At 67.8% G+C, this 23891-nt stretch carries 20 protein-coding genes; 18 read left to right on the top strand and 2 right to left on the bottom strand.

Annotated elements, in window-relative coordinates; all coding sequences use genetic code 11:
• Position 1 precedes the first annotated feature (1 nt).
• Entirely contained in the window at positions 2-1468 is a 1467-nt protein-coding gene (locus tag DWQ67_RS02100; protein ID WP_121483916.1) for a sensor histidine kinase, read from the top strand.
• Between the two features lie 132 nt (positions 1469-1600).
• On the opposite strand, the gene DWQ67_RS02105 is transcribed toward DWQ67_RS02100, so the two are convergent.
• Positions 1601-2935 carry a LysM peptidoglycan-binding domain-containing protein gene (locus DWQ67_RS02105; RefSeq protein ID WP_121483917.1) on the bottom strand — a complete coding sequence of 445 codons (1335 nt, stop codon included), beginning with the start codon at positions 2933-2935 and terminating at the stop codon, positions 1601-1603.
• A gap of 299 nt (positions 2936-3234) precedes the next feature.
• Between DWQ67_RS02105 and DWQ67_RS02110 the strand changes: the two genes are divergently transcribed.
• Positions 3235-3537 carry an Rv2175c family DNA-binding protein gene (locus tag DWQ67_RS02110; protein ID WP_158595354.1) on the top strand — a complete coding sequence of 101 codons (303 nt, stop codon included), beginning with the start codon at positions 3235-3237 and terminating at the stop codon, positions 3535-3537.
• Positions 3538-3568: 31 nt separating this feature from the next.
• Here DWQ67_RS02110 and DWQ67_RS02115 read toward each other — a convergent pair whose 3' ends face one another.
• Positions 3569-4648, bottom strand: a complete 1080-nt coding sequence (locus DWQ67_RS02115; RefSeq protein WP_121483919.1) for a polyprenyl synthetase family protein — start codon at positions 4646-4648, stop codon at positions 3569-3571.
• 147 nt (positions 4649-4795) lie between these two features.
• Between DWQ67_RS02115 and dinB the strand changes: the two genes are divergently transcribed.
• The 16 genes from dinB (at position 4796) to DWQ67_RS02195 (ending at position 23840) form a co-directional block, all read left to right on the top strand.
• Positions 4796-6049, top strand: a complete 1254-nt coding sequence (dinB, locus tag DWQ67_RS02120) for a DNA polymerase IV (protein WP_233555866.1) — start codon at positions 4796-4798, stop codon at positions 6047-6049.
• Between the two features lie 129 nt (positions 6050-6178).
• The gene (locus DWQ67_RS02125; RefSeq protein ID WP_121484234.1) at positions 6179-6565 is read left to right on the top strand and encodes a DUF3040 domain-containing protein; all 387 of its coding nucleotides are present in this window, start codon (positions 6179-6181) and stop codon (positions 6563-6565) included.
• Between the two features lie 492 nt (positions 6566-7057).
• Positions 7058-7489, top strand: coding sequence for a division/cell wall cluster transcriptional repressor MraZ (gene mraZ, locus DWQ67_RS02130; RefSeq protein ID WP_121483920.1), 432 nt, complete (start codon positions 7058-7060; stop codon positions 7487-7489).
• A 147-nt stretch (positions 7490-7636) separates the two neighbouring features.
• Positions 7637-8656 (top strand): 16S rRNA (cytosine(1402)-N(4))-methyltransferase RsmH, encoded by a 1020-nt coding sequence (rsmH, locus tag DWQ67_RS02135; RefSeq protein WP_199712573.1) that lies wholly within the window; start codon positions 7637-7639, stop codon positions 8654-8656.
• On the top strand, positions 8653-9408 hold the full coding sequence (locus DWQ67_RS02140; protein ID WP_121483921.1) for a hypothetical protein: 756 nt from the start codon (positions 8653-8655) through the stop codon (positions 9406-9408). The genes rsmH and DWQ67_RS02140 overlap by 4 nt, the downstream gene beginning before the upstream one ends.
• A 41-nt stretch (positions 9409-9449) precedes the next feature.
• On the top strand, positions 9450-11264 hold the full coding sequence (locus DWQ67_RS02145) for a peptidoglycan D,D-transpeptidase FtsI family protein (RefSeq protein WP_121483922.1): 1815 nt from the start codon (positions 9450-9452) through the stop codon (positions 11262-11264).
• Positions 11265-11268: 4 nt separating this feature from the next.
• The gene (locus DWQ67_RS02150; protein WP_233555867.1) at positions 11269-12939 is read left to right on the top strand and encodes a UDP-N-acetylmuramoyl-L-alanyl-D-glutamate--2,6-diaminopimelate ligase; all 1671 of its coding nucleotides are present in this window, start codon (positions 11269-11271) and stop codon (positions 12937-12939) included.
• Between the two features lie 13 nt (positions 12940-12952).
• Positions 12953-14428 (top strand): UDP-N-acetylmuramoyl-tripeptide--D-alanyl-D-alanine ligase, encoded by a 1476-nt coding sequence (locus DWQ67_RS02155; protein ID WP_121483923.1) that lies wholly within the window; start codon positions 12953-12955, stop codon positions 14426-14428.
• A gap of 1 nt (position 14429) precedes the next feature.
• Positions 14430-15539: a phospho-N-acetylmuramoyl-pentapeptide-transferase gene (mraY, locus tag DWQ67_RS02160; protein ID WP_121483924.1), complete on the top strand. Its 1110-nt coding sequence runs from the start codon at positions 14430-14432 to the stop codon at positions 15537-15539.
• A complete protein-coding gene (gene murD / locus DWQ67_RS02165) occupies positions 15536-17068 on the top strand; it encodes a UDP-N-acetylmuramoyl-L-alanine--D-glutamate ligase (protein WP_121483925.1) in 1533 nt (510 codons plus the stop codon). Before mraY ends, murD begins: the two co-directional genes overlap by 4 nt.
• A gap of 37 nt (positions 17069-17105) precedes the next feature.
• The gene (gene ftsW / locus DWQ67_RS02170; RefSeq protein WP_158595331.1) at positions 17106-18359 is read left to right on the top strand and encodes a putative lipid II flippase FtsW; all 1254 of its coding nucleotides are present in this window, start codon (positions 17106-17108) and stop codon (positions 18357-18359) included.
• On the top strand, positions 18356-19465 hold the full coding sequence (murG, locus tag DWQ67_RS02175; protein ID WP_121483927.1) for an undecaprenyldiphospho-muramoylpentapeptide beta-N-acetylglucosaminyltransferase: 1110 nt from the start codon (positions 18356-18358) through the stop codon (positions 19463-19465). The genes ftsW and murG overlap by 4 nt, the downstream gene beginning before the upstream one ends.
• Positions 19462-20874: a UDP-N-acetylmuramate--L-alanine ligase gene (gene murC / locus DWQ67_RS02180; protein ID WP_121483928.1), complete on the top strand. Its 1413-nt coding sequence runs from the start codon at positions 19462-19464 to the stop codon at positions 20872-20874. The genes murG and murC overlap by 4 nt, the downstream gene beginning before the upstream one ends.
• On the top strand, positions 20871-21620 hold the full coding sequence (locus DWQ67_RS02185) for a cell division protein FtsQ/DivIB (protein ID WP_121483929.1): 750 nt from the start codon (positions 20871-20873) through the stop codon (positions 21618-21620). Before murC ends, DWQ67_RS02185 begins: the two co-directional genes overlap by 4 nt.
• Before the next feature lie 220 nt (positions 21621-21840).
• Positions 21841-23064 (top strand): cell division protein FtsZ, encoded by a 1224-nt coding sequence (gene ftsZ, locus DWQ67_RS02190; RefSeq protein ID WP_121483930.1) that lies wholly within the window; start codon positions 21841-21843, stop codon positions 23062-23064.
• 80 nt (positions 23065-23144) lie between these two features.
• Entirely contained in the window at positions 23145-23840 is a 696-nt protein-coding gene (locus DWQ67_RS02195) for a polyphenol oxidase family protein (RefSeq protein WP_121483931.1), read from the top strand.
• The last annotated feature ends 51 nt before the right edge of the window (positions 23841-23891 follow it).

Raw genomic sequence — 23891 nt, forward strand, 5'->3', positions numbered from 1 at the left:
CGTGGGGCTCTTCGACGCGGTCCGGGTGTCCGCAGGGTTGTCGAGGGAGGATGAGGAATGGTTGCACCTGCTAGTCGGTGACTGGCAGTTGGTTTCCGACCTCGCCTTTGCCGACATCCTCCTGTGGGCGCCCGCCCCGTCGGGGGGCCTCACGGCGTTGGCACACGTGCGCCCCTCCACCACGCACACGGTCTTCCACACGGATTTTGTGGGGGAGCGAATGCGCCGCGGCCTGCGGGTCTTGGTGGACCAGGCGGTGGATCAGGGCGAGCCCGTGAGGTCTTCGCAGGACCACGTCACGCCGGATCATTCTTTGCGGGTGGACGCGGTCCCGGTCCGCCGTGACGGGCGCACCGTGGCCGTGCTGACGGTCCACGCGGACGTGGCCAGGGCCCGCACCTCCTCCCGCCTGGAGCAGACCTACCGCTCCAGCGCTCATGACCTGCTGGTCATGATCTCCCAGGGCCTCTGGCCGGACTTCGCTGCCCCCACGGGTGGGCGTCGCGGCGCCCCTCGTGTGGGTGATGGACTGGTGCGCCTCGATGCCGCGGGGGTGGTTGAATACGCCAGCCCCAACGGCGTCTCTGCCTTCCGCAGGCTGGGGGGAGTGGACTCCCTGGATGGGAGGAAGCTCACCGATGTGGTGGATGCCTCCGGGTCTCACCCCCGCATCGCCGATGAGGCGCTGCCGCTCGTTTTGGCCGGTCGCATGCCGTGGCGCGCCGAGGTGGAGGCCAACGGCGTCGGGCTGAATCTTCGCTCCATCCCGTTGCGTACCCCGGCCAACACCCGCTACGGGGCGCTGGTCCTGGTCCGCGATGTCACGGAGCTGCGGCGCCGCGAAAAGGAGCTGGTCTCCAAGGACGCGACCATTCGCGAGATCCATCACCGGGTCAAGAACAATCTTCAAACGGTGGCCGCGCTACTGCGCATGCAGTCGCGACGCATGGTCAGCGATGAGGGCAAGCGCGGGCTGGAGGAGGCCATGCGCCGGGTGGCCGTCATTGCCCAGGTACATGATTCGCTCTCCCAGGGGCTCACGCAGAACGTGCCCTTTGATCAGCTGGTGGATCGCCAGGTGCGCATGGCCGCGGAGCTGGCCTCGCCGGGCTTCACCGTGCTGACCCGGCGCACCGGCACCTTTGGCGACCTGCCAACGGAGATGGCGACACCCTTCTCTTTGGTGCTCAATGAGCTGGTCTCCAACGCGGTGGAGCACGGGCTGGCAGATCGCGACGGCACCGTGGTGGTGCGGGCCGAACGCATCCCGCAGAGTCGCGGGGAGCGCCTTCAAGTGGACGTGGACGACGACGGCGTGGGGCTGGGTGGGCGCGAACCCGGTGGCGGGCTCGGCACGCAGATTGTGCGCACCCTGGTCACGGCGGAGCTGGGCGGCACCATTCTGTGGAAGGACCGCCCGGAGGGCGGCACCCGCGTGCGCATGGACCTGCCCATCAACGAGGACTGATTCACGAGGGCTCATCCCCTCAAGACCAAGCACGAGCGGCGCGGCCTGGACAGGTTCCGCGCCGCTCGGCGTCCGTGGGGGCGGTTGATGCCGCCGGTGCCGGGCCCAGTTTCCTGGACCCGGCCGGGTTGACTAGGCGCCCATGGCGCGGCGCACCTTGGCCACGTAGTCCTTGGTGTCAGACTTCATGCCCCTCTTCACGCCGGCCAGGCCCTGGTAGTAAGCACCGATGCCCTGATCGCGGCTGGAGGCGTTGCGCTGGAGGTAGCGGATGTACGCGACGCCGGCGGTGACGTTGTCGTAAGGGTCAAGCAGGTTGAGCTTGCGCCCAAGGCTCTGGCCCATCCATTCGCCGGTCCCCGGCATCACCTGCATCACGCCCACGGCGTTGGCGGGGGAGACGGCGCGCGCGTTGAGCCCGGACTCCACCATGGCGTGGGCCACGGCGAGGTTGGGGTCAACGCCCATCTTGCGTGCCGTGGAGGCCACGATGGCGCGCATCTGCGCGGGGCTCGGCACCGAGCGCGCCCGCAGCGCGGCCTGGGACGCATTGGCGTTGCGGTTGGTGCTGTCGGAGTAGGTGTAGTGCAAGAACGTCTTGGGAATGGAGCCCGTTGACGTGCTGGCGGAGGACCCGGACTTGGCGGGTGCGCTGTTGCCTGCGCCGGAGAGCTTCAGGGTGCGGCCGGCGTAGATCACGCTGGTGGCCTGCAGGCCGTTGGCCTTGAGCAGGGACGCGAGCGAGACCTTGTTCCGCGCGGCGATGGAGCCAAGGGTGTCCCCGGCCTTGATGGTGTAGCTGCCTCCGGAGCGCACCGCGGCCTTGGAGGTGGACGTGGTGGTGGCGCGTGGCTTGTGGTTCGCGGCGGGCTGGGGGGCCGTGCCGTGGGAGGCGCCGCCGGCCAGCTTGATGCTCTGGCCGGGGTAAATGAGGGAGGAGGCCTTGAGGCCGTTGGCGCGCAGCAGGGTGGAGAGGCTCACACCGTAGCGGTGGGAGATTCCGGAGAGGGTGTCCCCGGACCTGACCGTGTGTGCCTTGGCGTTCGACGCCGCTGGCTTGGCCTTGGCGCCGGAGCGGGCGGCGCCTGCCTTGGAACCGGAGGAGACGGAGCCGGCCTTGACGACCAGCTTGTCTCCCGGGTGAATCAGCGTGCTTGCGCGCAGCTTGTTTAGCTTCAGGACCGAGTCAACGCTGACGTTGTGGCGGGTGGCGATGGACCAGACCGAGTCGCCGTTTTTTACGGTGACCACCACGCGCTGGGCGGCCTTGGCGGCCTTGACGTGCGCCGCGACCTGGGTGCGGGCCTCAAAGATGTTGCGGGCGGTGGGAGCCTTGCCGGCTGGTGCACCGGCGGCCTGGGCCGCGGTGGCGTTCAGGCCGATCCCGGCCATAGTGATCACGGGGATCGCTGCGGTGACCAAGGCCCCTTGCAGGGTGTGGCGACGGCGCGACGAAATGGGAGGCATGGGACAGCGACCTTCTCTGGCAGGCAATGGGGGACGTCGCGCCGGAGGGGCAGCTCCGCTCAACAACACTGTGGGTTATGTGGCCCGTGGTGCTAAAGAGACGAACGTGACGTGTGATGCATTTGTGACTCCTGTGAATCTACACGACACCGCCCCGTGATGTCACCGTGTCCGCCTCGTGATCTTTGCGCGGCGCCCGCTGGCGGCAGGGGGATCGCCGAATATGGGAGAGTAGAGGGGTGAACCAGAATGCTGATCTCGACGCCCTCGTAGGCGAATGGCTGACCCTGCCGGACCTCATGGAGGCACTCGGCGCCGACTTGCGCGAGGTGCGCCGTCTCGTGGACGTGCGCGCCGTCATCGCCGTGCGCCGCGGTGAGAACAAGGTCAAGTCGGTTCCCGCCGACTTTGTGGACAACGGGCGCGTGGTGGACGCACTGGGAGGCACCTTGACGGTGCTCTTGGACGCCGGGTTTGAGGACGACGAGGCGCTGCGCTGGCTCTTCACGCCGGACGAGTCGCTGCCGGGCACGCCAATGCAGGCGCTGCGCGAGGGACGCAAGACGGAGATTCGCCGCCGCGCGCAGGCGCTCGGCTGGTAAGCCTGCCTTCGTTGTTTGTGTGGGCCCGCGCCTAGGCGGAGCGGCGCACCGCGCGCAGCCCCGCCGTGCGCAAACCCTCGCGCGCCTGCTCAGGCAACCCCGCGGCGTCGAGCGCTGAGAGCGCCTGCTGCGTGAGGGACTCAATGATCTCCTCATGCGCGGCCAAGGCGCCCACCTGGCGCATCATGGTGCGGATGGCCTCCACGACGGGTTCGCTCAGGTCCGGGCGGCCAAGGTGAGAGAGAAGATCCCAGCTGTCCTGGTCCTGAGCGCGCTCGCGGGTCAGGGCAATGAGCAGCGTGCGCTTGCCCTCCCGCAGGTCATCGCCCGCCGGCTTGCCCGTGGTCGCCGGGTCCCCAAAGACGCCCAGCTCGTCATCGCGCAGCTGGAAGGCCTCTCCGAGCGGCAGCGCAAACTCTGAGAGCCGGGCCAACAGCGCCTCGTCCGCGCCGGCCTGCGCAGCCCCCAGCAGCACCGGGTTCTCCACCGAATACTTGGCAGACTTAAAACGCACCACCGTGCGGGCGGCGGCCACGGCCTCCGCTGGCGTGCGGCTGCCGCCAATCTGCTCCTCGAGCACGTCCAGGTACTGGCCGGCCATGACCTGCGTGCGCATGACATCAAAGAGGTCCCGGGCGCGGGGCGTGGGCAGGGCCTGGGCAAAGAGCTGCTCGCTCATGGACAGGGCCAGGTCTCCAGCCAAGATGGCCGCGGACGTGCCAAAGTCCTGGGCGTCCAGATCCCATGCGGACTCGCGATGCAGCGCCTCAAAGCGCCGATGCACGCTGGGGCCTCCGCGGCGGGTGTCCGAGTGGTCAATGAGGTCATCGTGGATGAGTGCGGCGGCCTGAAAGAGCTCTAGCGCGGCGCCCAAGGTGGGCAACGCCGGATCATCCGACCGGCCGCCCGCGGCGAGGGAGCCCCAAAACGCAAAAAGGGGACGCAGGCGCTTCCCACCCGCCGTCAGGGTTGCGATGCGCTCCACGAGGGGAACGGCGTCCGGGGAGATCTGCCGCACCACCTCGGCCTGCTGCTCAAGGAAGCTCGCCAGGCGCGCGTCAAGGGCGCGGGTGAAGTGGAGCTGGGCCTGCGGGGCGGGGGTGGCACTCACCCTCCCATCGTATCGGCGTTGCCTGGGCGTGGAGGAAGCGAGCTAGGGAGTCTGCCACGGCGCTAAGCGAAGTGTCGGGCCAGGGTGAGAGCATCAATGAGAGCAACAGGTGGTGCCTCGGGATCGGGGCATCGATGAGGAGGGGGAGTGGTGTCGGCAGTTCGGGTCATAGCTCACGTGGACATGGATGCCTTCTTCGTGTCCGTGGAGCGCAAGGACGCCCCGGAGTTGCAGGGCGTGCCCATGATCGTGGCGCATGACGGGGAACGCTCGGTGGTGCTCTCTGCGTCCTATGACGTACGCAAGCTGGGTGTGCATTCTGCCCAACCCGTCTCCCAGGCCCGTCGCATGGCGCCCCACGCGCGGCTCGTGGAGCCCCGGCAGGGTCGCTATCACCAGATCTCCGGGCAGATCATGGAGATCTTCCGTGAGTTCACCCCGCTCGTGGAGCCGGTCAGCGTGGACGAGGCCTTTTTGGACCTGAGTGGTGCGCTGCGCAGGTGGGGCACGCCGGAGCGGGTGGCGCAGCTGATCCGCGAGCGCATCCAGGAACAGCTGGGACTGCCGGCCTCCGTTGGCCTGGCCGCCAACAAGTTCCTGGCCAAGATGGCCTCCGGGCGGGCCAAACCGGATGGAATCTTCTCCATCCCACCGGGCCGGGTCCGCGAGTTCCTTGACCCGTTGCCGGTCGGCGAGCTGTTTGGGGTGGGGGCCGCGACCGCCACCACGCTGCGGCCCGCGGGTTTCTCCACCGCGGGGGACCTGGCCGCCGCGGATCCGGCGCAGGTGGAGCGCCTCCTTGGCAGGGGTGCCCTGAAGCTTGCCGCTCTGGCCCGCGGGATGGATGATCGCGAGATTGTGCTGGAACGGGAGGAGAAGAGCCTCAGCGCCGAGCACACCTACAGCGTGGACGTCACCGACCGGGAGACGCTGGAGCGCACGGTGCTGTGGCTCTCTCACCGCGTGGCAGAACGGGCCCGCCGGGCCGGGCGCGTGGGGGAGGTGGTGGCGCTCAAGATCCGGTGGGAGGACTTCACCACGCTGACGCGGCAGCGCCGCCTGCCCCGCCCAAGCGACGCCGCGACGGAGATTGACGCGGCGGTGCGGGAGCTCATGGGCGCGCTCCCGCGGCCGCTGCCCCCGGTCCGGCTGATCGGCGTGCGCCTTGACGGGTTGGCGCCACATGGTGCAGGCCTCCAACTCAGCCTTGACCAACAGGTGGACGCACGGCGGGACGTGGAGGCGACCATGGACCAGGTCAACGCTCGCTTTGCCGGCTCGCTGTCCCCGGCCTCGCTGCTGCAGCCAGGTGCTGGTCGCAGAGCGCAGCCCACGCCGCCCGCTCAGGGGAGTTCGGGTCACCAGCCAGGGAGTTCGCCGGGAGCACAGGGGTCCGGCTAGGTCAGAGTCGCGATGTCGGCTTAGAATAATGAGAACCTTGCACCGAGGAAGGAACTGGGCAGCCGCTTCGTTCGTTCTTTGGAGGGACCACCCCTCGTGACGCTCGGGGGAGAGGAAGTGGAGGACACCATGCCGCTGTCGGAGCACGAGCAACGCCTGCTCGCTGAGATGGAGAAGCAACTCCACGAGGATCCGCACTTCACCGACTCGTTGCGCCAAGCCGAGTCCGCTGGCAGGTACTCCACGCGCAACATCGCCGTGGGCCTGCTCATCGCCGTGGTTGGTCTTGCCCTTGTCCTGGTGGGTGTCTCGCTCAATCACCTCGCGGTGATTGGCATTGTGGTGGGAGTCGTTGGCTTCCTGCTCATGTCCGCTGGCGTCTACGTGGCGCTGGCCAAGCGCCCCGGCACCCCCGGCTCGGCTGAGTCCCCGGCCCCCCAGAACGCCCGCAAGTCCTCTTACATGGAGCGCCTGGAGCAGCAGTGGGAGGATCGCCACCGCGGCGACGCTCGCTAAGAGCCCAGCGCCTCGGCGCACCTGCCTCACGCACCGCCCAGATCTTGTTTCACGCACTGCCCAGATCTAGCCTCACCTCGGCTTGGCTCCAGCCGGATTGCACCTTGGTCGTCAGCCCCGCACCTCACAGTGCGGGGCTTTTTTGTGCGCCCAGAGCCGTCCTCCACTTCCCACCACCGCCCCGGCTGTTGACCCTCCACTTCCCTCCCCGTGGCCCAGTCGCCGCGCTGATGGCGGCCAATTGAGGCGGAAAGAGGGCTCCGGGCGACGCGCCGACGGGGATTCAGTGGCTTTGCACAGGCTGAAGCCCTCCACCGCGCCCCACCGCCAATTTTTCCCGTGTTTCAGCGGATTCTGAGGACTGTTGACCACCGCGAGCCCCCCGATGTTCGTTGACAGTGGAGGGTTGTGGAGTAAAGTGGGGCCATCTGGTAGGCCAGGGAGGTACTGGAGGCAAAAACGCCTCATTTTTATCCACGAAGGGGGCTGTGCATGTTTCTCGGGACATACACCCCTCGATTGGATGAAAAGGGGCGCCTGATCCTCCCCGCAAAGTATCGGGACGAGCTGGGCAATGGGCTCGTCCTCACACGGGGGCAGGAACGGTGCATTTACGTCTTTAGTGCCAGGGAGTTTGAGCGGGTCCACGAGCAGTTGCAAGGGTCCTCAATGACTTCCAAACAAGCGCGGGATTACATCCGCGTGTTCCTCTCAGGAGCGTCGGACGAACAGCCCGACAAACAGGGGAGGGTCACGATCCCGCCGCCACTGCGGCAATACGCCGGCCTCGAGCGTGAGGTCACGGTGATTGGTGCGGGCAATAGGGCGGAGATCTGGGATACAGCGTCCTGGAACTCCTATTTGGAGGAGCAGGAGCAGTCCTTCTCCGAGACAGATGAACATGTGATTCCGGGCCTGACCTAGGCCCCGGACCGGTGGGGTGCGGTCTCCTCCCCGCTCCGGATCTCCTGACTCAACTTCCCCTGAGTCAGGCCATCCGGCGCGGAGGGGGACCGGATCCCATGGGACACGGCACCAGGCAACACGCTGCAACTGAGGGGGACACGCTCTGTGACGGACGAGACGGCTACGCCCCGCCCTGCAGGAACGCGACACGTACCGGTGCTCCTTGAGAGGTGCATCGGGCTGCTAGAACCGGCCATCACGGCCGCCATCAAGAACCGCGGTTCCGCCACGGTCATTGACGCCACCCTTGGCATGGGTGGTCACTCCGAGGCGCTGCTGCAGCGCTTCCCCGAACTGCACCTCGTGGGCCTGGACAGGGACACGCAGGCGTTGGACATCGCGACGGAGCGCCTGGCCCACTTTGGCGAGCGCTTCCACCCCGTGCACACCATCTACGACCGCATCCCGCAGGCGCTGAATGAGGCCGGCTTTGATGCGGCGGACGGCGTCCTCTTTGATTTGGGCGTTTCTTCCTTCCAGCTGGATGAGAAGGAGCGCGGCTTCGCGTACTCCTACGACGCGCCGCTGGACATGCGCATGGACTCCACCACCGGCCCCACGGCCGCGGACGTCGTCAACGGATACGAACTGGACGACCTCACCCGGGTGCTGCGCACCTGGGGGGAGGAGCGCCATGCCCGACGCCTGGCGGTCGCCTTTGTGAAGCGACGCGAGTCAAAGCCCTTCACCACCACCGGGGACCTGGTTCAGGTCCTGCTGGAGAACTACCCGCGCGGCGTGGGCGGCGGTCACCCGGCCAAGCGCACCTTCCAGGCCCTGCGCGTGGAGGTCAACGACGAACTGCGCGTCCTGGAGCGTGCCATCCCGGCGTCCATGGACGCCTTGCCTGTCGGCGGGCGCGTGGTGGCCATGAGCTACCAAAGCCTCGAGGACCGGATCGTCAAGCAGTTCTTTGCCGAGGGTTCCAAGTCCTCCGCCCCGGTGGGTTTGCCGGTGGAGCCGGAGGAAAGTAAGGCACGTTTTAAGGTCATCTCCAAGGGCACGGAACGCCCCACGGAGGCGGAAATCGAAGAGAACTCCCGCGCGGCGTCAGCACGCCTGCGGGCAGTTGAACGCCTGCGGCCCCCGGTGAGCGGGAGCCACGGGAACAGGAGGACACGATGAGCGCCCTGCCCATGCCAGAACGCGATCTCGCGATCGGGCTGCCAGCGCAGCCGCTGAGCCCCACCCGGACGCGTACTCCTTTGGCGATGGTTGCCCCGCGCGCCTCCAAGCGCCGCAAGGCGCCCTTCGTTTTGCTGTGCCTGGTGCTCGTGGTGGGTGTGGTCGCCTCCGTGCTTGCCATGAACGTCTCCGTGGCGCAGACCCAGTACCAGCTGGTGGAGATGCGCAACCATGAGAAGGACCTCACGCAGTCCAACGAGGCCATGACGGCGGAGTTGGATAACAAGAAGGCGCCCCAGAACTTGGCGGCAGCCGCCGCCAAGCTGAGCATGGTCCCTGCGGGCCAGCCGGGCACCGTGGACCTGGGCTCCGGGAAGGTGACGGGGAAGGCGGACGCGGCGGCAAAGCCGGAGAAGCAGGACAAGCCCCAGCTCTCGCAGCCGCTGACGCCCGCTGAGCAGTCCGCACTCAACGCCAAGAAGCAGGCCGCGGCGCAGAAGTCCACGTCCCCGGCGGCGGAGAACACCACCGCCAAGGCTGGCGCGGCGGCCGGCGCGGACGCCGCAGACGCCGCGACCGGAGACGGCGCGGCCGAGGGCACCACCGCCCAGGCCGCAGAGGCAGCCAAGAAGGCCGCCGAACGTGGCGCTGGGACCGACGCCGCGGCGTCGGGCACCACCACGCCTCGCAACCCCACCTTCTCCAAGAAGGAACTGGGCGGCGGAACCATTCCGGCGCCCCGCAGCAACTGATCCGCGCGGTCCCCGACCGTCAACGCCCGCAGGAGGGCCCCATGCCGCAGCAGAACGCGACGACCCGCCCACCGCTCTCGGTGCGGCGCATGCGCTTCACGCTCTTCGCCGTGCTCGCCGTACTGGTGCTGCTCGGCGCGCGGCTGGTCTGGGTGCAGGGCATTGACCCCACGGACGCGGCGGCCGTGGCCACCAAGAACCGCAGCAGCGGCGACGTGGCGATCCCGGCTAAGCGCGGGCAGATCATCGACGCGGACGGCAACGTCCTGGCCACCTCCACCATCCGCTACGACCTGGTGGTGGACCAGCGACAGGTCAAGGACACCTTCCGTCGCAAGGACGCCGCGACCGGCAAGATCGTGAGTCTGAAGACAGAGGACGGCGTGAAGGAGCTGGCCCAGGTCCTTGGTCTGGACCCCCAGGCCGTGCACACCGCTTTCTTTGGCAAGGAGGGGGCCAAGAAAAAGGGCTACTCCGTCATCACCAAAAACATCACCCCAGAGGCCAATGACAAGGCGCGAGAGATTGGCCTGACGTGGCTGACCTCGGAGGAGACCACCCAGCGCAGCTACCCCAGTGGCAAGCTCGCTGGCCCGGTGCTTGGCTTCATCGACGCCAAGGGCAAGGGTGCCGAGGGCCTGGAGCTCTCCCAGAATGAGAAGCTCACGGGCAAGAACGGCTCCATGACCTATGAGCGCGGCGCGGACGGCGTGCGCATCCCCAACGCCCCCGTGACAGAGGAACCGGCCGTGGACGGGCAGAGCGTGAAGCTCACCCTGGATTCTGACATCCAGTATGTGGCGCAGAACGCGGTCATGGCCAAGCAGAAGCAGTTCAAGGCCAAGTGGGTCAACGCTGTGGTGATGGATGCGAAGACCGGCAAGCTGCTGGCGCTGGCGGACTCCACCTCCATGGATCCCAACAACCCGGGCGCCACGGATGCCGAGTACCGCACCTCCACCACCGTGACGCAGGCCTTTGAGCCGGGCTCCACGGGCAAGATTCCCACCTTCGCGGCGGCGCTGGATCAGGGCGTGGTGACCCCGGAGAGCCAGTTCAAGGTGCCCAACGCGTTCAAGATCGACAACGAGACCATCAACGACTCGCTCAAGCACTCCACCTATGACATGACGGCGGCCGGCGTGTTTGCCCGCTCCTACAACACCGGCACCGTGCAGGTGGGTGACAAGATCAGCGACTCCTCCCGCTATGACTTCATGTCCAAGCTTGGCCTGGGCAAGAAGATCGATGTGGGCCTGCCCGGCGCAAGCCCTGGCATCCTGGCCAAGCCGGATGACTGGGAGCGCCGCCAGCGCCTGACCACCATGTTTGGCCAGGGTTACACGCAGACCGCGATCCACACGGCCTCCATCCTGCAGGCCATCGCGAACAAGGGCGTGCAGGTGGCCCCCACCCTGATCGACGCGTACGTGGATGCAGACGGAACGGAGCACCCGGTGGAGGCGGCCAAGACGCAGCGGGTGGTCTCAGAGAAGACCTCAAGCGAGATGCGCCGCATGATGGAGACCGTCGTCACTGCCGGCACCTCAACGAAGATGGCCATTAACGGCTACCGTGTTGGTGGTAAATCCGGTACCGCGCAGGCCCAGGGCGAGGACGGCAAGTTTGACCAGCACACCAACTCCTTTGCGGGCATGGTGCCGGTGGAGGATCCGCGCTACCTGGTGGTCGTGACCATGCAGCACCCCAAGGGCTACTGGAGGGACTGGAGCGTGGGTGACACCTTCACCACCATCATGTCCTCCGTGCTCTCGAAGTACTCGGTGGCCCCGGATACCACCAAGCCCAACCCCTACAAGGCGTTTGTTGGCGAACGCCAGAAATACGCATGGTGACTCGATGAGCTCGGCCGAGAAGGCGCTGGACCCCCACGCAAACGTGGGCCAGGCGGAGAAGGCATTTCGCCCGGAGCACGAACCCACCAGGGCCCTCACGGAGCTCACGGGTGTGGCGGGGCGGGGGGCCCACTGGCTCATGGGCGGCACCCCTGCGGAGGGCATGAGTGCGGTAGCGCTCGACGCCGCTCGGGTCCACGGCGTGTGCCTCGACTCCCGCGCGGTGCAGCCGGGCGATCTTTACGCGGCGCTGCCGGGGGCTAAGTCCCACGGCGCGCGCTTTGCCAAGGGGGCCCTTGATCGAGGCGCTGCCGCGATCGTGACCGATCCACGCGGCGTCGAGCAGTTGCGTGAAGCCGACTTGCTCAGCGCGGTCCCCGTGCTGGTGACGCAGGACCCGCGGGCGGTGCTCGGCGCGCTCAGCGCCGCCGTGTACCAAAGCCACACGCTGGCGCCGGAGACTTTCGCGGTCACCGGGACCAACGGCAAGACCACCACCACTTATCTGCTGCGATCCCTGCTCAGCGCGCTGGGATGCACCACCGGCCTGATCGGCACCATCGAGATCCTGGCGGGGGAGGAGCCCATCCCCTCCGTGCTCACCACCCCTGAGGCGCCGCAGTTGCATGCGCTCATGTCTCGCATGGCGCAGGCCGGCGTGAGCAGCGCGGCCATGGAGGTCTCCTCCCACTCGCTGGAGTTCCGGCGCGTGGCCGGGCTGCGTTTTGCCGTGTCCGGGTTCACCAATCTGACCCAGGATCACCTTGACCTGCACGGGTCCATGGAGGAATACCTGGCCGCGAAGGCCCGGCTGTTCACGCCCGAATACTCCGACCGCGCCGTGGTGAGCGTGGACGATCAGTGGGGGCAGGCGCTGGCAGTGACCTCCGCCGACCTCGGCGTGCCCACCGCCACCCTGCTCACGCGCCCGGCACGCGCCGGTGAGAGCGCCGACTGGATGGTCACGGACGTGAGCCGCGTTGGCCTGGGGCACCGCTTTGGCGTGCGCCACCGCGACGGACGCTCGCTGATGGCAGGCACGGAGCTTCCCGGAGCCTTTAACGTCTCCAATGCCGCGCTGGCGTTGGTCATGCTGCTGGAGGGCGGCGTGTCTCTTGAGACGCTGCAGGCGGCGCTGGACTCTGAGGACGCACCGCTGACCCCGTCCGTTCCCGGCCGCATGCAGGTGGTGCACACCCACCCCACGGCGATCGTGGATTTTGCCCACAATCCTGACGCCCTGGTGCGCGCGTTGGAGAGCGTGCGCACGGATCAGGGCCGCGTCATTGTGGTCTTTGGCGCCACTGGAGAGCGAGACACCTCAAAGCGACCCATCATGGGTGAGCTGGCAGCGCGCCACTCAGACGTGGTGATTGTCACCGATGACGACCCACACGGTGAAGAGCCGGGCGGGATCCGCGCCCAGGTCATGCAGGGCGCCCGCGACGCGGCCGTGCCAGGCGTGGAGCTGTTGGAGGTGGCCCCGCGCGCGGACGCGATCGCCGCGGCGGCGCGGATGGCGGGGGAGCATGACGTGATCCTGGTGGCAGGGCGCGGGCATGAGGTGTGGCAGGAGGTCAAAGGGGTCAACCTGGCCCTTGATGACCGCGAGGAACTGCGCCGGGCCTTCGGCAACGGTGTCAGCGATTCATCAAGCAGGATCGACACGGAGTAAACTCGGACCAGTCATGATCACTCTCACGACGGCCGAGATCGCCGCCCTCACCGGTGGCCGCCTCTCAACGACGGCCGACCCAGACACCGCCATCACTTCGGTGACCACCGACTCCCGCGCCGTGCAGCCGGGCGCCCTTTTTGTGGCCAAGCCCGGTGAACACTCGGACGGGCACCTCTTTATTAGTGGCGCCCTTGCCTCCGGGGCAACGCTGATCCTGGCCGAGCGGGAGACCGCGTCAGAGGATGGCCGGGTGGACCCGGCTGTACTTGTTCCCGACGTGGTGGCGGCGCTCGGCGCCCTGGCCCACCATGTGGTGGCCCGCGTGCGAGAGGCGGGCGGCCTGAGGGTCGTGGGCATCACCGGCTCCGCAGGCAAGACCACCACCAAGGACCTGCTGGCGGCGATCTTGGAGACCCAGGGCCCCACGGTCAAGCCGTTTAACTCTTACAACGGGGAGATTGGCCTGCCGCTCACCGTCTTTGAGATGACGGAGGACACCGAGTTTTTGGTGGCAGAGATGGGCGCCACGCACGTGGGCAACATCGACTACCTCGCACGCATGGTGGAGCCGGAGGTGGGTGCCGTCCTCATGGTCGGAACCGCCCACGTTGGCGAGTTTGGCGGCGTGGAGAACATCGTGCTCACCAAGGGCGAGCTAGTAGAGGCCCTTCCTAGCACCGGCACCGCCGTGCTCAACGCGGACGACGCCCAGGTCTGGGGCATGCGCCCGCGCACCGAGGCCGCCGTGCTCGCCTTTGGCGAGGGCCAGGCCGCCGCAGACGGCGTGCGCGCCACTGACGTCTCGGTGGATACCGACGGCCATCCGCGCCTGACCCTGAACTTTCCCGGCACCGAGAACGCAGCAGACGGTGCCAGCTTCCCCATCGTCTCCGGCCTGATCGGCCGCCACCACGTGGGGAACGTGCTGGCCGCCGCGGCCTCGGCCTTTGCGCTCGGTGTGGCCCCCGCCGCCATTGCCGCCGCACTGGGCGGTCTGGGACCCACCTCGCGCTTCCGCATGGAACGCAGCGAGCGTGCGGACGGCGTGAGCGTCATCAACGACGCCTACAACGCCAACCCCGAATCCATGATGGCCGCGCTGCAGACGCTGGCGGCCCTTGGCCGCCCGGACCAGGACGGCCAGGCGCGCCGCACCTGGGCAGTGCTTGGCGAGATGCTGGAGCTGGGCGAGGACCGCATTCACGAACACGACCGCCTGGGGCGGCTCGTGGTGCGGATGAACATCTCCCAGACGCTGGTGGTGGGTCAGGGTGCCAAGCCCGCCTACAACGCCGCCGTCATGGAGGGTTCCTGGGGGGACGAGGCCAAGTTCGTCGAGACCCTTGACCAGGCCTTCGAGGATCTCCAGGAGCGCCTGCAGCCCGGGGATATTGTCCTCTTTAAGTCTTCCAATGGCTCCGGCCTGCGGCTCCTGGGCGAGCGCGTTGCGCACGCCCTTGACACCAACCACACCGAGGAGGCCTGACATGCTTGCCCTCGTTCTGGGTGGCGTCTTTGCCCTGGTGCTCTCCTTCGCGGGAACGCCGCTCTTTATCAAGCTGCTCGTCAAGCGCGGCTACGGCCAGTTTGTGCGTGAGGACGGCCCGGAATCACACAAGTCCAAGCGTGGCACTCCCACCATGGGCGGGCTGGTTTTTGTGCTTGCCGTGGTGCTGGCCTACTTCCTGACTCACCTGGTCATGGGGCTCACGCGGGAATCTAGCCCCGGCGTCACCGCCTCAGGCCTGCTCGCGCTCTTTTTGATGTGCGGCATGGCCCTGATCGGCTTCCTGGATGACTACGCCAAGATCTCCAAGGAACGCTCGCTTGGTCTGACCCCCTGGCAAAAAATCGTGGGGCAGGCGGTCATTGGCACGACCTTTGCGCTGCTGGCCCTGAACTTCCCAGACGCCCACGGGCGTACCCCAGCGTCCCTGTTCATCTCCGGCGCACGGGACATCGAGTGGCTCAACCTGGCCTTCCTCGGCCCCGCCATCGGCGTGGTGCTCTTCGTCATCTGGGCCAACGTCATCACGACCGCCACCACCAATGGCGTCAACCTGACGGACGGGCTGGATGGCCTGGCGACCGGCATCTCCATTGCCGTGTTCTCCGCCTACGGCCTGATCGGCATCTGGCAGAACTCCCAGGCCTGCGGCGCCGTGCGCGGCGTGGAGGGCGCCTGCTACGAGGTCCGCGATCCGCTGGACCTTGCACTCCTGGCCATCATCCTGGTCGGCGCCCTCATCGGCTTCCTGTGGTGGAACACCAAGCCGGCCAAGATCTTCATGGGTGACACCGGCTCGCTGGCGCTTGGCGGCGCCGTGGCTGCGTTCGCGATCCTGGGCCGCACCGAGCTGTTGCTGATCATCATCGCCGGCATGTTTGTCCTGATCTCCCTTTCGGTGATCATCCAGGTGGGGTATTTCAAGCTTTCCGGCGGCAAGCGCGTCTTCCTCATGGCGCCGCTCCAGCACCACTTTGAACTCAAGGGCTGGGAGGAGACCACGGTGGTGGTCCGCTTCTGGATCCTGGGTGGCCTCTTTGTGGTGGCCGGCCTCTGCCTCTTCTACCTCGATTGGTTGGTCCGCGCGTGAGCCGCGATCTCTCTGTCCTGACGCGCTGGGAATCCGATTGGCGGGAGCTGCGCGTGGTGGTGGCAGGCCTTGGCCTGTCCGGATTTGCCGCCGCAGACACGCTCATTGAGCTGGGCGCCACGGTCGTGGTGGTGGATGGCACGCGCAGCGAGGAGTATCTGCGCCGGGCGGAGACGCTGAAGATTGTGGGCGCCCACGATGTGCGCTTGGGTGCCGAGCACACACAGACCCTGCCCGACGTCGTGGGGGAGCGCCCCGATGTCCTGGTGGTGTCCCCGGGGTGGCGGCCTACACAGGCCCTGCTGGCGCAGGCGGCACAAGAGAACATTGCGATCTGGAGCGAGATCGAACTGGCGTGGCGCGTCCGAGAGCGCGAGGGGCGCCCCACCGCGCAGTGGCTCTGCATCACGGGAACCAACGGTAAGACCACCACGGTCACCATGACTGCCGAGATCCTGCGCCGCGCCGGGCTGCGCGCCGTGGCGTGCGGCAACGTGGGCACCCCGGTCCTCGACGTGGTCAGGGACCCCATCGGCTTTGACGTGCTGGCGGTGGAGCTCTCTAGCTTCCAGTTGGAGTTCACGCACTCGATTGAGCCGCTGGCCTCCGTGGTGCTGAACCTGGCCGAGGACCATGTGGATTGGCACGGCTCCTTTGAGGCGTACGCCGCCGCGAAGGCCAAGATCTACGAACGCACCCACGTCGCCGCGATCTTTAACGCGCAGGACCAAGCCACCCTTGCCATGGTGGAGGACGCGGACGTGACAGAGGGCTGCCGCGCCATTGGCTTCACCACCGGCGTGCCCGGACTCTCCATGCTCGGTGTGGTGGAGGACCTGCTGGTGGACCGCGCCTTCATCGAGGAACGCAAGACCTCCGCGGCGGAGCTGGCCTCGCTGGCTGACCTGGGCGACCCGGCGCCGCACCACACCGTCGCCAACGCCCTGGCAGCTGCGGCCCTGACGCGCGCCGTCGGCGTTCCCTCCGCGGCCGTCCGCGAGGGGCTCACGCAGTATGACCGGGGCGAGCACCGCATTCAGGTCGTGGCGCAGCGGGACGGGGTGACCTGGATCAACGACTCCAAGGCCACCAACCCCCACGCCGCGGATGCCTCACTCTCCGCCTTCCCACATGTGGTCTGGATCGCAGGCGGGCTGGCCAAGGGCGTGGAGTACGACGAGCTGGTCAAGCGCCACGCCCATCACCTGCGCTCGGTGGTGCTCATCGGCACTGACGACGAGGCGCTGAGCGGTGCCCTGAGCCGACACGCCCCGGACGTCCCGGTCTTGACCACACGGGTGGGAGACCATGGAAGTTCCGAGCCCGTGGACAAACAGCTCCTGGGCGCGGAGGTCATGGCCCAAGCGGTCGCGGCCGCGGCCGCTGCGGCACAAGCCGGTGACACCGTGCTCATGGCCCCGGCCTCGGCTTCCATGGATCAGTTTGTCTCCTATGCCCATCGCGGCACCGCCTTCGCGGAGGCCGTGCTGGCACGCTTGGGGCTGGACGCAGAGGCAGAGCAAGACTGACGCGGCTGGTGTCGCGCGAGGACACGAGGAGTCAGGCGTGGCACGCAAGAACATCCCCACGGATCAGCATGCTCCACAGGGCCGGGACAAGCGCGGCTTCCTGAAGCGGCAGTGGGACCGGGTGGAGTCAACGGACGCCGCCGGGGTGCGCACCGCGTACTACCTGATCATCATCTGCACCGTCATCCTGACCTGCATCGGCATGGTCATGGTGCTCTCCAGCTCCGCGGTGGAGTACGTGAGCAAGGATCGCGATCCCTTCTCCCTTTTTTCCAAGCAGGCCATGTTTGGGCTGGCGGGACTCGTGGCGATGTTTGCCATCGCTGCGCTGCCCATGCGCTTCTTGAAGCGGCTTGCCTGGCCGGTCTTCTTTGGTGCCGTGGCGCTGCTTGGCCTGGTGCTGATCATCGGTAAGGAGGTGCTGGGTAACAAGAACTGGATCGAGTTGGGTCCGTTCTCCGTCCAGCCCTCCGAGTTCGCCAAGTTCGCCATCATCCTGTGGGGCGCCACGGTGCTTGCGCACAAGAGCCGGCTGCTCAGGGACTGGCGCCACGCGCTGGTCCCCGTGCTGTTCCCGGGCGGCCTCGCCGTGGTGGGGCTGGTCATGCTTGGCCATGATCTCGGTACCGCGATGGTGTTGCTGCTGGTGCTCTTTGTGCTGCTGTGGACCAGCGGGGCGCCCAAGATCATCTTTGTGCTGACCCTGGTGTTGAGCCTGGTGGGCGTGATCGCCATGACCATCTTGAGCCCCAACCGCATGGGCCGCATCACCAGCTGGCTCGGCCTGAACGGTGACGACTCCTCGGGGCTGGGCCTGCAGGCGCTGCAGGGACGCTATGCCTTGGCCTCCGGCGGCTGGTTTGGGGTGGGCCTTGGCCAGTCTCGCTCGAAGTGGAGTTACATTCCCGAGGCTCAGAATGACTTTATTCTCTCCATCATTGGTGAGGAGCTTGGCCTGGTAGGCACCCTCGCCATCGTGGTGCTCTTCGTGATCCTTGCCGTGAGCATGTACCGCATTGCCCACCGCAGCCGGAATCTCTTTGTGCGGGTCGCCACCAGCGGCGTGATTGCCTGGCTCGTGGGACAGGCGTTTATCAACATGGGCATGGTGACCGGCATGCTGCCCGTCATCGGTGTCCCGCTACCCTTCATCTCCTATGGTGGATCCGCCCTGCTTGCCGCACTGTGTGGCGTGGGGCTGGTCTTGAACTTTGCGCGCGATCAGATCCGTCACGGTCTGCCTGCCTCGGAAGAGGACGTGGCTGCCGGGGCGCAGGAAAGGAAAGCATGAGTGCCTCACCCTCCGTGGTCCTGGCAGGTGGGGGCACCGCCGGTCACGTCTCCCCGTTATTGGCCATGGCAGACGCCATCGCCGCCGCCCGCCCGGATGCTCGCATCACCGTGGTGGGCACAGCGGAGGGCCTGGAGTCCCGGCTGGTGCCGGCGGCCGGGTATGACCTGCGCCTGATCCCACGCGTGCCGCTACCGCGGCGGCCCAACCTGGATGCGCTCAGGTTCCCCGCCCGCTACCGGGCCGCCGTGAGCGCTGTGAGTGAGTTACTCACCGAGGTCAAGGCAGACGTGGTGGTGGGCGTGGGCGGCTACGTCTCCACCCCCGTGTACCGGGCCGCGGCCAAGGCCGGGGTGCCTGTGGTGGTGCACGAGGCCAACGCGAGGGCCGGTCTGGCCAACAAGGTCGGCGCCAAGCGGGCCGCCGTGGTGGGCACGGCCTTTGAGGGCACCGGGCTCCCGGGGGCCCGCCTGGTGGGCATGCCCATGCGCGCACAGATTGCGCACCTGGACCGGGCCGCGCATCGGGCGCAGGCGAGGGAATTTTTTGGGCTCGACCACGAGGCCCCGACCCTGCTCGTCACGGGGGGCTCCCTTGGGGCGCAATCCCTGAACCGCGCGGTGGTGGGTGCGCTGGAGAGTTTTGCCGCGGCCGGGGTACAGATCCTGCACGTGACGGGCCGCTGCAAGCAGGTCACCGGTCCCGATGGGGGCATCCTCACGGCGCCCTCCTACCACCAGGTGGAATACGTGGACGGCATGCAAAATGCCTACGCAGCCGCGGACCTGGTGCTGTGCCGTTCCGGCGCCGGAACGGTCTGCGAGCTGGCCGCCGTCGGGCTGCCCTCCGCGCTGGTTCCGTTGCCGATCGGCAACGGCGAACAGCGCCTCAACGGCGCCCCGCTGGTGAAGGCGGGCGGCGCGCTGATGGTGGACGACGCGGCGCTGGATGCCCAGTGGCTCACCTCCACGGTGGTGCCGCTGCTGGCGGACCCCGCTGCGCTGAGCGCCATGGCCGCCGCAGCCCAAGCACACGGCGTTCGCGACGCCGCAGAGACCATGGCCACGCTCATTCTGGGCGCGGCAGAGGAAGGACACCGAGCATGAGCACCACCGCCCAGCAGCCCACCGTCAACGACCTGGGCCGCGTGCACCTGCTTGGCATCGGGGGCGTCGGCGTCTCAGCGGTGGCCAGGCTGCTGCTGGCGGAGGGCGTGAGCGTCTCGGGAACGGACGCCAAGGATCTTCCCGTACTGGATCAGCTGCGTGCCGCGGGCGCCACGGTCTACGTCGGCTTTGACGCAGATCATGTCCGGGACGCAGACACCCTGGTGGTCTCCTCCGTCATCCAGGCGGGCAACCCGGAGCTGGAGGAGGCCAAACGCCGCGGCCTGCCGGTGCTGCACCGCAGCCAGGCCCTGGCCGCCCTGATGCGCGGACGCGTGGGGGTCACCGTCGCTGGCACGCACGGAAAGACCACCACCAGCTCCATGATCGCCGTCATGCTGCGCCACGCCGGGCTGGAACCCACCTTCGCGATTGGCGCGCCCATTCCGGACCTGGGGACCAACGCCGAACTGGGCCAGGGCAGCGCCTTTGTGGCAGAGGCGGACGAGTCCGATGGCTCCTTCTTGAACTACACCCCCTCCATCGCGATCGTGACCAACGTGGAGGCGGATCACCTGGATCACTACGGCACGGCGCAGGCGGTGCACCAGGCCTTTGACCGCTACGCGGACCTGCTGCCCGCCACCGGGTTGCTGGTGGCCTGCTCCGATGATGAGGGCGCCGCCGGGACGGCCTCCACCCTGGAACAACACCGCGCGGACGTGCGCGTGGTGCGGTACGGCTTTGGGGACGCGGCGCAGCTGCGCCTGAGCGCGGCAGATCACAGCGGCCTGACCTCCACCGCCACCCTGCGCGACGCGGAGGGAAGCGAGCACCTGCTGAGCCTGCACGTGCCGGGGGATCACAACCTGCTCAACGCCGCCGCCGCCTACGCCGTGGGGCGCGAGCTGGGACTTACCCCGCGGGCGGCGTTGGACGGCCTGGCCGCGTTTGGCGGGGCGGCCCGCCGCTTTGAGTTTGGCGGCACCGCGGACGGCGTGCGGGTGTACGACGACTACGCCCACCACCCCACCGAGGTGCGCGCGGCGCTGCGGGCGGCCCGCGATGTGGCGGGCCAGGGCAAGGTGCACGTGCTCTTTCAGCCGCACCTGTTCACGCGTACCCGCGACTTTGCGCAGGAGTTTGGCGAGGCGCTCTCCCTGGCGGACTCGGTACAGCTGCTTCCCATTTATCCCGCGCGTGAGGAGCCCATCCCGGGAGTCACGAGCGAACTGGTGGCGGCCTCCGTCAGCGCGAACCATGCAGTGGTGGCGCCGGCAGGCGCCGCAGCCGCCGTGGTGGCCGCGGCGAAGGAGGGGGACGTCATCATGACGATCGGGGCCGGCGACGTGACGGCCTTTGGTGCGCCCATTCTTGAGCAGCTGCGGACCAGGGCCGCCGCCCGATGAACACCGTGGACACCGACTCCGGACCCGCTCACGACAACGGGAAACTGCTGACCCTCCCGCGGCGTCCGCGGCGCCGACTGCGCGCGTGGATGACCGCGGGCGTGGTGGTGCTGTTGCTGGCAGGGATCCTCGGGTTGTTGTACCTGACCCCGCTGCTCAGCGTCTCTTCCGTGAGCGTGAAGGGCACGCGGCTAGCGGACCAGAATAAGGTGCAGACGCTCCTGGCGCCGTTGGAGGACACACCGTTGGCGCGGGTGAGCACGGACCGCGTCAAGGAACTGCTCGCCTCTGAGCCGGCCATTCAGGACGTGCGGCTGGGGCTGGATGGGCCAAGCAAGCTGGTCGTGGAGATCATTGAGCACCGCGAGGTCGCGATCCTGAAGCAGGGGGATGGCTTCTTCCTGGTGGGAGATAACGGCGCGCGGCTGAAGAAACTGGCCAAGCGCAGCGACCGCAAGCTGCCGGTGGTGCAGCTGAGCGCCCCGGATGGGGATCGGCGCATCTTCGACACGGTGGTCCAGGCGCTGGCCCAGCTTCCCACCGAGGTGCTGGCCAAGTTGGACACAGCAGGCGCCGGCTCTGTGGACACGGTGACGTTTAAGCTCACGGACGGCCGCACGGTGGTCTGGGGGGATGCGTCGCAGGGGGCGTTTAAGGCCGCGGACCTCAAGGTCTTGCTCTCCACCTCCGGACTCAAGGACAAGACGCTGGACGTCTCCACGCCGCGGCGCCCGGTCACAAAGTAGGCCCCGGCCGCGGCGGCTGGGCGGCCAGGTATTTTGCCGAATATGCGACACGCCGCCGGGGAGATTGATCAGGCCCGCCGCTGGGCGGTTAACTCTAAGAAGGCCGGTCCTTGACATCACCCAAGCCCTCAAGTAGGGGTTGAAGGTTGAGGCGGGGGCCGAGACGCGTCGCTCCCGGCGCACTCCAGTTCATCAGCACATCGAACAAGGGACGCTAGACGTGGCAGCTCCACAGAACTACCTCGCCGTGATCAAGGTCGTCGGCATCGGCGGCGGCGGCGTGAACGCCGTGAACCGCATGATCGAGGTCGGCCTGCGCGGCGTCGAATTCATCGCGATCAACACCGACGCCCAGGCGTTGCTGATGTCTGATGCGGACGTCAAGCTGGACGTGGGCCGCGAATTGACGCGTGGCCTCGGCGCCGGCGCCAACCCCGATGTGGGCCGCCAGGCAGCAGAGGATCACGCCGAGGAGATCGAGGAGGTCCTCAAGGGGGCCGACATGGTCTTCGTGACCGCAGGTGAGGGTGGTGGCACCGGCACCGGTGGCGCCCCCGTCGTCGCGCGGATTGCCCGCTCCCTTGGCGCGCTGACCATCGGCGTGGTCACGCGTCCCTTCACCTTTGAGGGCCGCCGCCGCGCCAACTCCGCTGAGTCCGGCATCGACGCGCTGCGCGACGAGGTGGACACGCTCATCGTCATCCCGAATGATCGCCTGCTCTCTATCAGCGATCGCAACGTCTCCATGCTCGACGCCTTCCGCTCCGCCGATCAGGTGCTGCTCTCCGGCGTCCAGGGCATCACCGACTTGATCACCACGCCCGGCCTGATCAACCTGGACTTCGCGGATGTGAAGTCCGTGATGCAGGGCGCCGGTTCCGCGCTCATGGGCATTGGTGCCGCTCGCGGGGAGGACCGTGCCGTGCAGGCTGCGGAGCTCGCCATCGCGTCGCCGCTGCTTGAGGCGTCCATCGACGGCGCCCACGGCGTGCTGCTCTCCATCCAGGGTGGCTCCGATCTGGGGCTGTTCGAGATCAACGAGGCAGCCCGCTTGGTCCAGGAGGTGGCCCACCCCGAGGCCAACATCATCTTCGGTGCCGTCATTGACGACGCCCTGGGTGACGAGGTCCGCGTGACCGTCATCGCCGCCGGCTTTGATCAGGTGGACATGACCAGCAAGCCGCAGACCCCGCGCATCCAGGAGCAGCCGACCCAGTCCTCGCAGGCCTCCGCGCAGCGCCCGGTCAGCTCCGTGCCCGGCACGGTTCCGGTCGCGGCCGGCACGGTGCCCGGCACCGTGCCGATCGCTCAGTCGGCTCAGCCGGCCGTTCCTCAGCTCCCCGCGAGCCTGGACGATGAGGGCGAGGATATGCCGGACTTGGTGGAGCCGGATCTGCCGCGCAGCACGCACGACGATCTGGATATCCCCGATTTCCTGAAGTAGAACTCAAACTGGAAAGCGAGTTCGCCGGGCCCCACGGGGCACGTGCGGGCTCGCTTTCCTCGTGGAGGGAGCACCGGCGCATGAGGCTGGAGCGCTTTGAGCTGTACCCGCAGTTGGTGGCGGTCTTTACCGGTCGCCAGGAGGGCAATCTCGCCGGGCACACGGGCCAGGACCCCGAGCGTGTGGCGCGGAACCGCGAGCGGCTGGCCGCGGAGCTGGGGATGGCCCCTGAGCGCCTTGGCCTGATGCGCCAGGTGCACTCCGCCGTGGTGGCGCCCGTGGCTGAGCCTGGCGCGCAGCCGCCGGAGGCCGATGGCCTGGTGGATGCCAGCGGGCTGCGCGCGCCCGTGGTGCTCACTGCGGATTGTGTGCCGGTCCTCTTTGCTGCACGCGCCGGCGCGGTGGCGCTGTTGGCGGCGGCGCACGCCGGGCGCAAGGGCCTGCTCGACGGCGTGTTGCTGGAGACGGCGCGCCAGCTTGAGTCGGCGGGCGGCACCGGACTCGAGGCCTGGATTGGCCCCAGCATCTGCGGCGCCTGCTACGAGGTGCCCGCGCAGATGCAGGTGGACTCTGAGGCGCGGATGCCAGGCATCTCTGCCACCACCTCGTGGGGCACCCCCTCGCTGGATCTGGTGGGCGCCGCCGCGACCCAGCTCCGCTCGCTCGGGGTGGCCGTGCACTCCACCGGCATCTGCACCCTGCATGATGAGGGTTACTTTTCCTATCGCGGGGCAGACGCCAGCCCGCGCAACGCCAGCCTGGTTTACTCCCTCTAGCCCCCTCGCCTCACCCCGTCCGCCTTCCACCCCACGTCACAAGGAGCCTCA

It is taken from the genome of Galactobacter caseinivorans (assembly GCF_003640665.1).
Taxonomy (GTDB): domain Bacteria; phylum Actinomycetota; class Actinomycetes; order Actinomycetales; family Micrococcaceae; genus Galactobacter; species Galactobacter caseinivorans.

What these genes read in the sequence shown, in the direction of transcription:
- DWQ67_RS02105 (WP_121483917.1), bottom strand. Translation starts at nt 2,935, where the DNA reads ATGCCTCCCATTTCGTCGCGCCGTCGCCACACCCTGCAAGGGGCCTTG.
- DWQ67_RS02110 (WP_158595354.1), top strand. Translation starts at nt 3,235, where the DNA reads ATGGAGGCACTCGGCGCCGACTTGCGCGAGGTGCGCCGTCTCGTGGAC.
- DWQ67_RS02125 (WP_121484234.1), top strand. Translation starts at nt 6,179, where the DNA reads ATGCCGCTGTCGGAGCACGAGCAACGCCTGCTCGCTGAGATGGAGAAG.
- mraZ (WP_121483920.1), top strand. Translation starts at nt 7,058, where the DNA reads ATGTTTCTCGGGACATACACCCCTCGATTGGATGAAAAGGGGCGCCTG.
- DWQ67_RS02140 (WP_121483921.1), top strand. Translation starts at nt 8,653, where the DNA reads ATGAGCGCCCTGCCCATGCCAGAACGCGATCTCGCGATCGGGCTGCCA.
- DWQ67_RS02145 (WP_121483922.1), top strand. Translation starts at nt 9,450, where the DNA reads ATGCCGCAGCAGAACGCGACGACCCGCCCACCGCTCTCGGTGCGGCGC.
- DWQ67_RS02150 (WP_233555867.1), top strand. Translation starts at nt 11,269, where the DNA reads ATGAGCTCGGCCGAGAAGGCGCTGGACCCCCACGCAAACGTGGGCCAG.
- DWQ67_RS02155 (WP_121483923.1), top strand. Translation starts at nt 12,953, where the DNA reads ATGATCACTCTCACGACGGCCGAGATCGCCGCCCTCACCGGTGGCCGC.
- mraY (WP_121483924.1), top strand. Translation starts at nt 14,430, where the DNA reads ATGCTTGCCCTCGTTCTGGGTGGCGTCTTTGCCCTGGTGCTCTCCTTC.
- murG (WP_121483927.1), top strand. Translation starts at nt 18,356, where the DNA reads ATGAGTGCCTCACCCTCCGTGGTCCTGGCAGGTGGGGGCACCGCCGGT.
- murC (WP_121483928.1), top strand. Translation starts at nt 19,462, where the DNA reads ATGAGCACCACCGCCCAGCAGCCCACCGTCAACGACCTGGGCCGCGTG.
- DWQ67_RS02185 (WP_121483929.1), top strand. Translation starts at nt 20,871, where the DNA reads ATGAACACCGTGGACACCGACTCCGGACCCGCTCACGACAACGGGAAA.
- DWQ67_RS02195 (WP_121483931.1), top strand. Translation starts at nt 23,145, where the DNA reads ATGAGGCTGGAGCGCTTTGAGCTGTACCCGCAGTTGGTGGCGGTCTTT.